8 protein-coding genes are annotated in these 11,798 nt (G+C 60.4%); 6 read left to right on the forward strand and 2 right to left on the reverse strand.

Annotated features, from left to right (window positions below; translation table 11 throughout):
• Positions 1 to 80: 80 nt before the first annotated feature.
• The 3 genes from CKW30_RS14735 (at position 81) to CKW30_RS14745 (ending at position 4,385) form a co-directional block, all read left to right on the forward strand.
• Complete coding sequence (locus CKW30_RS14735) at positions 81 to 2,954, forward strand: GGDEF domain-containing phosphodiesterase (protein ID WP_095181202.1); 2,874 nt, start codon at positions 81 to 83, stop codon at positions 2,952 to 2,954.
• A gap of 127 nt (positions 2,955 to 3,081) precedes the next feature.
• On the forward strand, positions 3,082 to 3,948 hold the full coding sequence (hexR, locus tag CKW30_RS14740) for a transcriptional regulator HexR (protein ID WP_007962240.1): 867 nt from the start codon (positions 3,082 to 3,084) through the stop codon (positions 3,946 to 3,948).
• A 233-nt stretch (positions 3,949 to 4,181) separates the two neighbouring features.
• Positions 4,182 to 4,385, forward strand: a complete 204-nt coding sequence (locus CKW30_RS14745) for a PA3496 family putative envelope integrity protein (RefSeq protein ID WP_080902479.1) — start codon at positions 4,182 to 4,184, stop codon at positions 4,383 to 4,385.
• On the opposite strand, the gene CKW30_RS14750 is transcribed toward CKW30_RS14745, so the two are convergent.
• Positions 4,327 to 5,289: a LysR family transcriptional regulator gene (locus CKW30_RS14750; RefSeq protein WP_095181203.1), complete on the reverse strand. Its 963-nt coding sequence runs from the start codon at positions 5,287 to 5,289 to the stop codon at positions 4,327 to 4,329. The genes CKW30_RS14745 and CKW30_RS14750 overlap by 59 nt on opposite strands.
• Before the next feature lie 190 nt (positions 5,290 to 5,479).
• On the opposite strand from CKW30_RS14750, the gene CKW30_RS14755 reads away from it, so the two are divergent.
• A complete protein-coding gene (locus tag CKW30_RS14755) occupies positions 5,480 to 6,895 on the forward strand; it encodes an acetyl-CoA carboxylase biotin carboxylase subunit (protein ID WP_095181204.1) in 1,416 nt (471 codons plus the stop codon).
• A gap of 11 nt (positions 6,896 to 6,906) precedes the next feature.
• Positions 6,907 to 8,715, forward strand: coding sequence for a sodium-extruding oxaloacetate decarboxylase subunit alpha (gene oadA, locus CKW30_RS14760; RefSeq protein WP_073470865.1), 1,809 nt, complete (start codon positions 6,907 to 6,909; stop codon positions 8,713 to 8,715).
• Positions 8,716 to 8,925: 210 nt separating this feature from the next.
• Here oadA and CKW30_RS14765 read toward each other — a convergent pair whose 3' ends face one another.
• Entirely contained in the window at positions 8,926 to 11,124 is a 2,199-nt protein-coding gene (locus tag CKW30_RS14765) for an autotransporter domain-containing protein (RefSeq protein ID WP_256584350.1), read from the reverse strand.
• A 368-nt stretch (positions 11,125 to 11,492) separates the two neighbouring features.
• Between CKW30_RS14765 and CKW30_RS14770 the strand changes: the two genes are divergently transcribed.
• Positions 11,493 to 11,792 carry a helix-turn-helix domain-containing protein gene (locus tag CKW30_RS14770; protein WP_056790965.1) on the forward strand — a complete coding sequence of 100 codons (300 nt, stop codon included), beginning with the start codon at positions 11,493 to 11,495 and terminating at the stop codon, positions 11,790 to 11,792.
• Positions 11,793 to 11,798 lie beyond the last annotated feature (6 nt).

The raw sequence follows: 11,798 nt of genomic DNA on the forward strand, positions 1-11,798 counted from the left end.
GTTTGGCATCGGGATCGGCTTGTGTATGCTCCGTCCACGTTTCGGGCGCACGCCCTCCTATAAGAACAAGAACGTTGCCCATGATCCTCAGCGCCGAACTGTCGGGGCCCTCCGTGGACCCCCGGGTGATCCGCAAGCACTATGCCGTCGAAATGGCGGTGGAGCGCACGCGTCTGCTGTATCAGGGCTCGTTGTTGCCCACGCTGTTCATGTTGATCAATGGTCTGGTCTGCGCCGCTTTGCTCTGGAGCCCGCAGCGCTACTTCGTGGTCAGCGTCTGGCTGGTGTGGCTGCTGTCGCTGGTCGCGCTGCGGGTGATTCAGGTGGCCGCGTTCGATTCGGCGATTCCCGATCGTCAGGCCCGGCCAATCTGGTTCCGCATGTTCCTGCTCGGTTCGACCATGACCGGCCTGACGCTGGCCGGAGCCGGCATCGCTCTGGTGCCCGCTGACAACTTCATGCAGCAAGCCTGGGTATTCGGCCTGATCGGCGCGGCAACGCTGTCGGCCAGCGTCGCCTACGCGGTGAGCCTGCCGGCGTTCCTCTCGTTTACCTTGCCGTGCCTGCTGCCAGCGATCGGCTACCTGTTCTGGGGCGGCGACGATCAGGCCCGGGGCTGGGGCTGGCTGGGTCTGATCCTGCTCGGTTCGTTGAGCGTGGTGGCGTGGCAGGTCAATCGGCTGATCGACCGTGGATTGCTTCGGCGCTTCCAGAATCAGCATCTGATCGAGCATTTACAGCAAGCGCAAACGCGCAGCGAACAACTCAATCAGGAGCTGGGCAAAGAGATCGAACAGCGCCGCTGTGCCGAGGCGCAATTGCGTGAAGCGCAGGTCGATCTCGAAAATCGCGTGGCCCAGCGCAGCCGCGAACTGGATGCCGCCAATCAGGCCCTGAGCAAAAGCGAAGCGCGCCTGGCGCTGGCGCTCAAGGCCAGTGAGCTCGGATTGTGGGACTGGAATCTGCAGACCGACGAGGTCCATCACACGCAGATTCAGGAACTGTTCGGCCTCGCCCCGGAATACGTCACGGCGCTGCTGCGCGACCTCAAGCCGCGATTGCATCCTGAAGATGTGCCGTCACTCAAGTTCGCCCTGGTCGAGCATCTGAAGGGGCGCACCGAGGATTATCAGGTCGAATATCGCCTGCGCCATGGCGACGGCCACTGGGTGTGGATCGAGGACCGTGGCCGTGCCGTGGAGCGCAGCGCCAGCGGCCGGGTGATCCGCATGGTCGGTACTCGCCGCGATATCAGCGCCAGCAAAAGCCTCGAAGAGCAGCAGCGGCTGGCGGCCACGGTGTTCGAAGCGGCCAGCGAAGGCATCGTGATTCTTGACCCGAACTACGCGCTGATTGCGATCAATCAGGCTTTCAGCCGGGTCACCGGTTACGAGATCGACGACATGCTCGGGCGCAACGTCGTCGAGTTGCCCTGCAGCCGCGATGCCCATCGCCACTATGTGGCGATCCGGCATGCACTGGAGCAGCACGGCAGTTGGCAGGGTGAGTTGGTGGAAACCCGCAAGAACGGCGAGCTGTATCCGCAGTGGCTGCAACTCAATGCCGTGCGTGATAGCCGGGGCAATGTCAGCCATATCGTCGGCTTCTTCGCCGATCTCTCGGCGCGGCGTGCCTCGGAAGAACGCCTGCGTTATCTGACCCATTACGATGAGCTCACCGGCCTGGCCAACCGTTCACTGTTCCGCGAACGCCTGCACGAAGCCCATCAGCGCGTGCGGCAGGGCGGGCGCCGCAGTCTCGCATTGCTGCACATCAATCTGGATCGCTTCAAATTGCTCAATGACAGCCTCGGCCATGAAGTCGCCGATCAGCTGCTGCAAAAAATGGCGCGGCGGCTGGTCAATGCCTTGCCTGAGGCCGACACCATTGCGCGCTTGTCCGGAGACGAGTTTGCCGTGCTGTTCGATGCTTACGGCAATCTGTCGAGCCTGGCACGGGTAGCGACGCGGTTGTCGGCCAAGCTGCGTTTGCCGCTGAGCGTCGACGGGCATGAACTGGTGGTCAGCGCTTCGATGGGCATCAGCCTGCTGCCGGACAACGCGCGGGAGATTTCCGCGCTGGTCAGCCAGTCGAACATGGCCATGCAGCATGCCAAACATCTGGGCGGCAACAATTTCCAGTTCTTCACCGACAGCCTGCAAGCCAGCACACTCGAACGCTTGCAGCTGGAAAACCACTTGCGCCGAGCCATTGAAGAACAGCAACTGACAGTGTTCTACCAACCCAAACTGTGCCTGCAAACCGGTCGGATGAATGCCGCTGAAGCGCTGGTGCGCTGGGATCATCCGAGCATGGGCCAGGTGCCGCCGGCAGATTTCATTGGCCTGGCCGAAGAGACCGGTCTGATCGGGCCGATCGGCGAATTCGTCTTGCGTCAGGCGTGCTGGCAAGCCTGCGAATGGCAGCGCCAGGGCCTGGCGCCGATCCGCGTGTCGGTGAACCTGTCGGTGCATCAGCTGCGCCAAGGCAAGCTGGTCAGTCTGGTCCGGCAAGTGCTGGAAGAAACCGGGCTGGCGCCGCACTACCTCGAGCTGGAGCTGACCGAAAGTCATTTGCTCGACAGCGTCGAACACATCATTGCCACATTCCAGCAACTGCGCGATCTGGGATTGAAACTGGCGATCGATGATTTCGGTACCGGGTATTCGTCGTTGAGTTACCTCAAGCGCATTCCGGTGGATTACGTGAAGATCGATCAGGCGTTCATTCGCGGCTTGAGCGAGGGCAGTGCGGACGCGGCGATCACTCGCGCGATCATCGCCATGGCTCACGGACTGGCCCTCAAAGTCGTCGCCGAGGGTGTCGAGCGTGAGGATCAGCTGGCATTTCTGCGCGCCGAACGCTGCGACGAAGTGCAAGGTTATCTGATCAGCCGGCCGGTGGACGCTGCCCGTCTGGCCGGGCTTCTGCGTGATCAGGCAAATCCGCAGTAAGGGCTACATGCACCTCAGCGCGCCTGATGCCGGGACATCGAGTTACGCATTGAGCAGGCAAAATGCCCATTCATGTAGTATAACTACAAGCTTGCTACATCCTTGCCCACAAGAAGAGTCCAGCCCCTTGAATCTGCTGCAACACATCGCCCAGTCACGTCACCTGTTACGCAAGTCGGAGCTCAAGGTCGCCGACCACGTGCTGCTTGACCCTGCGGCAGTGATGCACAGCTCCATGGCCGACCTGGCTCACAGCGTCGGCATCAGCGAGCCGACCATCGTGCGCTTCTGCCGCGCCATCGGTTGTTCCGGCTTTCAGGATCTCAAGCTGAAACTGGCGCAAAGCCTGGCCGCCGGCGCCAGCTTCGGCCAGTTCGCGATCCACGAAGATGACTCCGTCGCCGACTACAGCCTGAAGATTTTCGACACCACGCTGCACACCCTGATGGAAGTGCGCGAGAAGCTCGACCCGGTGGAGTTACAGCGCGCGGTGACGCTGATGTCCCAGGCGCAGCGTGTCGAGTTCTATGGCTTCGGTGCTTCCGGTGCGGTGGCCGCGGATGCACAGCACAAGTTCTTCCGTTTGTTGCTGACCGCAGCGGCGTATTCCGATCCGCACATGCAGGCGATGTCGGCTGTGACGCTGAAGCCTACCGATGTGGCGATCTGTATTTCCCAGTCGGGGCGCTCCAAGGATTTGCTGATCACCGCTAACCTCGTTCGCGAAAGCGGGGCGTCGTTGATCACCCTGTGTCCGAGCCAGACGCCGTTGGCCGAACTGTCGACCGTCAATCTGGCGATCGATGTGCATGAAGACACCGAGATCTATACGCCGCTGACCTCGCGAATCGCCCATCTGGTGGTGATCGACGTGCTGGCGATGGGCGTGGCCATGGCGCGCGGGCCGAGCCTGGTCAATCATCTCAAGAGCGTGAAGCGCAGTCTGCGCAGTCTGCGTTTGTCGCCCAAGGCCGTGAAAGCGCTGGACGATTGAGCAAGGTCGTTCCGACCTTGTTCGCGAGCAGGCTCGCTCCCACAGGGGGGCTTCTGAGAACATAAATTCTGGGTCATAACGGGATCAAATGTGGGAGCGAGCCTGCTCGCGAAAGCGTCCTCAACAACAGCACATCCCTGCGCACATTTCATCACATTGTCATCCCCGCGCAGCCAAACCGTCATCCCCCACGCCTATCGTAAAACTCCCGTACTCGCCCTGGGAGACTCGAAATGGCTCAGCCCTACGAAGAACGCAACAGCGCCGCGAAAACCCGTCGTCAGCAGGAAGATCAGCGCCGCATGGAATTTCGCCGCGCAATCGAGGATCGCTTCGAACTTCGCCAGCTTCAGGCCGAGATCGGCGATTTTCCCGAGATCACGCACTGGCAGGCAGCGCCCGCCGCTTCCCGTCGAAACGCTCAACCAGCGCAATAATCTGCGCCCGCTCGCTGCGGATGAACGCCAGGAAGGCGTGCGCCACCGGTGACAGCCGTTTGGCTTTGGCTTGCACCAGACACCAGCTGCGCATCAGCGGCAACTCCTCGACCGGCAGCTCGACCAGGCCGCCGGTCGCCAGCTCCAGATTCAGGGCGTGGCGCGTCAGCAGCGCCAGGCCCAGACCCGCCAACACGCATTCGCGCTGAGCTTCGGCCGAGGCCACTTCCTGGGTCTGAGTGAAGTGCACGCGTTTTTCCTTGAAGTATTCCTCGCAGGCCAGACGTGTGCCCGAGCCCGGCTCGCGGATCAGCAGCGTATACGGTTCCAGATCCTGCAAGCGCAGCGGGCCCATGTGCGCCAGCGGATGATCCGGGCGCGCCACGGCGACAATCGGATTGTTGAGGAACGGCAGGAATTCCAGGCCCATGTCCTGCGGCACCATCGACATGATCACCAGATCATCGCGGTTGTCCGAGAGGCGGCGAATGACCTGGCCACGGTTGACCACAGTCAGCTGCAAATTGACTTCCGGATGCTGGCGCTTGAACGCGGCGAACAGATGCGGCACGAAATATTTGGCGCTCGATTCCACTGCCAGTTTCAGCTGACCCTGCAGCGAACCCTGCATGTCCGACAGTTGCATATCGAGGTTTTCCAGCCGCCCGAAAATGTCGCGACTGGCACGTTGGAGCGCTTCCGCCGCCTCGGTCATGTAGAGTTTTTTGCCGACATAGTCGAACAGCGGCTGGCCAATCAGCTCTTCCAGCTGACGAATCTGTAGGCTCACGGCCGGTTGTGTGAGGGACATTTCCTCGGCGGCGCGGCTGTAGGAGCGTAAATCACACACCTCATTAAAGATCTGCAACTGACGCAATGTCATACGCATCAATGACTTACGCATTTTATTCGGGCTCTCACGGCACACGGTTGTTCCGACTATAAGTGTTTACTTATGCCTGACCCAATTTTTATTCATTTTTGTTAATCCCTCAGCAGCGCTAGTGTGGACCTGCGACTGAATTGAAACATTTGGTCACGCGTCGACCTGGCTCCAGCAGGTCGTGGTGCCACCGGCTCAAGGGAATTTCCAAGTGATAAAAAAGATCCTGATCGCCAACCGTGGTGAGATTGCCGTACGCATCGTACGAGCCTGCGCCGAAATGGGCATTCGCTCGGTTGCGATTTTCTCCGATGCCGATCGCCATGCCTTGCATGTAAAGCGTGCGGACGAGGCCCACAGCGTCGGTGCCGAGCCACTGGCCGGTTACCTGAACCCGCGCAAGCTGGTGAACCTCGCCGTGGAAACCGGCTGCGATGCGCTGCACCCCGGCTACGGTTTCCTGTCGGAAAACGCCGAGCTGGCGGAAATCTGCGCTGAGCGCGGCATCAAATTCATCGGCCCGTCGGCGGAAGTCATCCGGCGCATGGGCGACAAGACCGAAGCGCGGCGCAGCATGATCAAGGCCGGCGTACCGGTGACGCCCGGCACCGAGGGCAACGTCTCCGGCATCGAAGAAGCCTTGGTTGAGGGCGACCGCATCGGTTACCCGGTAATGCTCAAGGCCACCTCCGGTGGTGGCGGTCGCGGTATCCGTCGCTGCAACAGCCGCGAAGAACTCGAACAGAACTTCCCCCGGGTCATCTCCGAAGCCACCAAGGCGTTCGGTTCGGCGGAAGTGTTCCTGGAAAAATGCATCGTCAATCCCAAGCACATCGAAGCGCAGATCCTTGGCGACAGCTTCGGCAACGTCGTGCATCTGTTCGAGCGTGACTGCTCGATCCAGCGCCGCAATCAGAAGCTGATCGAGATCGCGCCGAGCCCACAGCTGACCCCGGAACAGCGCGGCTACATCGGCGACCTGTCGGTCCGTGCGGCCAAGGCAGTGGGTTACGAGAATGCCGGCACCGTGGAGTTCCTGCTCGCCGAGGGCGAGGTGTACTTCATGGAAATGAACACGCGGGTGCAAGTGGAACACACCATCACCGAAGAAATCACCGGCATCGACATCGTCCGCGAACAGATTCGCATCGCTTCCGGCCTGCCACTGTCGGTAAAGCAGGAAGACATCCAGCACCGTGGCTTTGCGTTGCAGTTCCGTATCAACGCCGAAGACCCGAAGAACAACTTCCTGCCGAGCTTCGGCAAAATTACCCGTTACTACGCCCCCGGCGGCCCGGGCGTGCGCACCGACACGGCAATCTACACCGGCTACACCATTCCGCCGTTCTACGACTCGATGTGCCTGAAACTGGTGGTCTGGGCGCTGACTTGGGAAGAGGCGATGGACCGTGGTCTGCGGGCGCTGGACGACATGCGTCTGCAGGGCGTGAAGACCACCGCCGCGTACTACCAGGAAATCCTGCGCAACCCGGAATTCCGTAGCGGCCAGTTCAACACCAGCTTCGTTGAAAGCCACCCGGAACTGACCAACTACTCGATCAAGCGCAAACCCGAAGAGCTGGCCCTGGCCATCGCCGCCGCCATCGCCGCCCACGCAGGCCTGTGAGGAATACAAGAATGAGCAAGAAAATCTTCGTAACAGACACCATCCTGCGCGACGCTCACCAATCGCTGCTCGCCACCCGCATGCGCACCGAAGACATGCTGCCGATCTGCGACAAGCTCGACAAGGTCGGCTACTGGTCGCTGGAATGCTGGGGCGGCGCGACGTTCGACGCCTGTGTGCGCTTTCTCAAGGAAGACCCGTGGGAGCGCCTGCGCCAACTGCGTGCGGCGTTGCCCAACACCCGTCTGCAAATGCTCCTGCGCGGGCAGAATCTGCTCGGCTATCGCCATTACAGCGACGACGTGGTCAAAGCCTTCGTCGCCAAAGCAGCGGTGAACGGCATCGACGTGTTCCGCATTTTCGATGCGATGAACGATGTGCGTAACCTGCGCGTGGCCATTGAAGCGGTGAAGGCTGCCGGCAAACACGCACAGGGCACCATCGCCTATACCACCAGTCCGGTGCACACCATCGAGGCCTTCGTCACCCAGGCCAAGCAAATGGAATCCATGGGCTGCGACTCGGTAGCGATCAAGGACATGGCCGGTCTGCTGACCCCGTATGCCACCGGTGAACTGGTGCGCGCGTTGAAAGCCGAGCAGTCGTTGCCGGTGTTCATCCACTCCCACGACACCGCTGGCCTGGCCGCCATGTGCCAGCTCAAGGCGATCGAAAACGGCGCCGATCACATCGACACCGCGATCTCCAGCTTCGCCTCGGGCACCAGCCATCCGGGCACCGAGTCGATGGTTGCCGCGCTCAAGGGCACCGAGTACGACACCGGCCTGAACTTGGAGCTGCTCCAGGAAATCGGCCTGTACTTCTATGCCGTGCGCAAGAAGTACCACCAGTTTGAAAGCGAATTCACCGCCGTCGATACCCGTGTGCAGGTCAACCAGGTGCCGGGCGGGATGATCTCCAACCTCGCCAACCAGTTGAAAGAGCAGGGCGCTCTGAATCGCATGGGCGAAGTGCTCGCAGAAATCCCGCGCGTACGTGAAGACCTCGGCTTCCCGCCGCTGGTGACCCCAACCTCGCAAATCGTCGGCACCCAGGCTTTCTTCAACGTGCTGGCCGGCGAGCGTTACAAGACCATCACCAACGAAGTGAAGCTGTACCTGCAGGGCGGCTACGGCAAGGCACCGGGCGTCGTGAATGAAAAACTGCGGCGTCAGGCGATCGGCAGCGAGGACGTCATTGACGTGCGCCCGGCCGATCTGCTCAAACCGGAAATGACCAAGCTGCGTGCCGATATCGGTGCACTGGCCAAGTCCGAAGAAGACGTACTGACCTTCGCCATGTTCCCGGACATCGGCCGCAAGTTCCTCGAAGAGCGTGCCGCCGGCACCCTCACGCCGGAAGTGCTGTTGCCAATCCCGGAAGCGGGCGCCGTTGCTTCGGCGGGCGGCGAAGGCGTGCCGACCGAGTTCGTCATCGACGTCCACGGCGAAACCTATCGCGTCGACATCACCGGTGTCGGCGTCAAGGCTGAAGGCAAGCGCCACTTCTATCTGTCCATCGACGGCATGCCGGAAGAAGTGGTGTTCGAGCCGCTCAACGAATTCGTTGGCGGCGGCAGCAGCAAACGCAAACAGGCCTCGGCACCAGGCCATGTCAGCACCACCATGCCCGGCAACATCGTCGATGTGCTGGTCAAGGAGGGCGACAGCGTCAAGGCTGGCCAGGCGGTACTGATCACCGAAGCGATGAAGATGGAAACCGAAGTCCAGGCCGCCATTGCCGGCAAGGTTGCCGCGATTCATGTGGCCAAGGGCGACCGGGTCAACCCGGGCGAAATCCTCATCGAGATCGAAGGCTGAGATAACAGTCGCGATCCAACGCTTTAAACCTCGGGGGAGCATGTGCTCCCCTTTTTTTTGCCTGTGATTTTCGACCTTGTCAGGTCATTGCCAAGGATCACATGTGGGAGCGAGCCTGCTCGCGAATGCGCCAGGTCAGCCAATAGCATCTTTGTATGATCCAGCGCTTTCGCGAGCAGGCTCGCTCCCACAGGAGGCGTGCTTAATGCATCAGAACGCCATGCGCCATTGACCCGCCACGCCATACGTTCGGCTGTCATTACCCAGCTCACCCGTTAAGCCCACGCCCAGTGTGTGCGCCGCCGATAGACCAAGGTCGAGCCCCGCATCCACCGCGAGGCTGTTCCGATCCAGTGTCGCCCCGGTCACTTCAAAGCGCTTGCCGCCCTTGCGCAGTTGCTGGCGGGTGTCGCTGTCGATCGCGCCGAAGGTATGTTTCCAGCCTGCGCTCAAGCGCGGGGTCAAATGCATGCCGTTATCCAGCGTATTGATCTGCGCAAGCCGCAGGCCAAAGGTGCTGCTGAAGTTGTCGCGGGTCTGGCCGTAGACTTTCAACGCCGCGTCGCCGCCCTTTTCGTTGTAGCTGTCGCGCTGATAGCGCTGATAGCCGAGGCTGGCGAAGGGTTCGAGGGTCACGTTGTTGCGGCCCAGGTTGAACCCGGCCTCGGCAAATGCTTGCTGAGTATTGGCGTCGTAATTGCCCTTGAGACGATCGCTGAAACCCTTGAACGCTACCCGCCGTGTGCTGCTGCCGTCATGGCTGGCGTAGGTCGCACCTAGGCGCAAAGACAGCGGGCCGTCCTGACGCACGGCATAGGCACCGAGGTGCCAGCTGTCGAGGTCGCCGTTGTACTGGCGGGCATCGAGTTTCGTCTGCGATTTGCCACCAAGCAGGCCGACATGCCAGTGCTCGTCGAGTCGCCAGTCAGCGCCCACGACCAGCCCTTGCGTGGCATGTTGGAGGATACCGTCAGCGTCGCGATCAACCTTGCCGCCGTGGCCCAGCGCCTGAATCCACACCTGCCCGGAATCTTCGTTGCCTGCGGCCTGACGCGGTGAACTGCGCGAGCCGAAGGTCGAGGCGGAATGATTGTCCAGCTGCCGCATTGCCGAAAGCATGCTCGTACTGACCGGCGTGATACTGCTCAGCGTGGCTTTGGCGAGGTTGGCATTGCTGCCTGCGGCAAGTTGATCGAGGGCGATGGGCGCGGTGGTTTTATCGCTGGTCAGCAGTGCGGCGACGGCCCTGTTGGTGCCGATATCGAAAGCTTGAGTGTAAGCCCCTCGATTATCCAAGCTCTGCGCAATCGAACGAGCACTGCGCGTTCGGGCCAGTTGTTCGAACCCTACATCGTTGCGCACGTAGTGCAGGTTCACCGCGTTTGGCTCATAGGAGAGCGTTGGTGTCATGTAGGCCAGATTGGTGGTGACCTCACCGAACTCGCCATCAATGACGTTTGCAGACAACAGCCGATACTCATTGGTACGAGCGTAGTCGCCCGGTACGCCATAAATCTCGACACGCGCACCTCCCAGGCTCGCGGTGCCCTGAACATGCACGGGATCTGAGCCGCGGTCGGCAGATACGGCGTAAGAAAACACAGCGTCCTCATGGAGCGTCAGATTGCCTTTGATATTGGGAGAGCCGTGTTGCTGGCTGGCAAGCAGGGTTCCTGCGACATACAGCCCCGTCACGTGTCCATAACCGCCAAAAACCGCTCCCGGGTCGACATCGACACCATTGATCGATGCGTAGTTGAGCAGCACGGCGTCGGCTTTGACGTCAGCATCACCCTCGAAAACGTGACGCAATGTCCACTGCCCGCGTGCGATTCGCATAGCCGAGAAGTTGCGCGTCTCACCGATCTCGCCGCCTTCTACGGCATTGAACAGCAGCCCGTTCGCACCTTTGCCACCGTCCAGGCGACCGTCCCAACGCGCGCCCTTATTGATCACCAGCAGGTCATCTCCATCGCCCAGTTGCAGGGATACGCCGTCGATATTCTCGAGCGGGCTCGAGACAAAAGAGCGCTGCGTCGTGATCGCCAACATGTCGCGTTCAAACGGGTCGACGAGATCGAATTCCTCATCGCCGGTTTCCTCCACCACGAACTCTGGAAACTCCAGCCCTTCATAAAAGGCCGGACTGAAATCCTCGATCGCAACCGTCGCGCGTACGGCATCGACCGAAGGCGCGTCAGAGGCCTGTCCGGGCGACGGAGAAGTGTGCTCCAGCGGGCCGATGAATTCCTTGATCGCAAACAAGTCATCAGGATCCGCTTTCGGCGTGGGCGTTTTCTTCTTTCGAGGCTTGGCGGTTTTGTCTTCGCTGATCTCTGCAGAAACCTGGACGTCAGGTTGCTGTTCGATGGACGCCTCGGCAGATCCAATGGTCAGCGCGATCGCCAAAGCGAGGTGATGGGGACGGTATTTGTGTAGGGCAGGCATCGAGTTCAACCTCCTTGTATGAAAGGCTCAACTCTATTGCTGCCTTGAAAAACACGATGTCGGTCGGTTCCTGATGCTGTGCAGGCGACGTCGGACCGTTCTGTCGAAAATCCTCACGGGATTTCGCAAACAAGACTTTTGCGCGGTGGCGGCGGTTCGTTTTCCTACAGCCGATATGGGTCACAGCGACATACGTCGGGGTACATCTGCATTGTTTTGCGTCGATTGAAGCCCCAGCGGCTCCCGTCTGCATTTTGTTGCAGTTTAATTACCAAAACTGTCATCACGCTGCATTAAATTGCGTCTTCACAAAACGAATTAGCCGCGTCATGAGTAAACTCAAATCTGCACGGGACCTTACTGTCCTTGATCGAATGGCGCTCATCGAAAGCATTCAGCAATCACTGGCCGAAGGCACTCTGGAAATCGGTGACGCCGTGCGCCGTTTACGGGTCGAAGTCACCGGTCTGCATCAGACCCAGTTCGCGAAGATGTGCAAGATTTCAGTGCGCACGCTGGTGCATATCGAACATGGCGAAGGCAATCAGACCCTGAAGTCGCTGAACGCGGTGTTCCGCCCCTTCGGCATGAAAATGGGCGTAGTGCGGATTCGCCGGGACACCATTTGAATGCAC

Source organism: Pseudomonas sp. Irchel 3F6, assembly GCF_900187595.1.
Classification (GTDB): Bacteria; Pseudomonadota; Gammaproteobacteria; order Pseudomonadales; family Pseudomonadaceae; genus Aquipseudomonas; species Aquipseudomonas siliginis.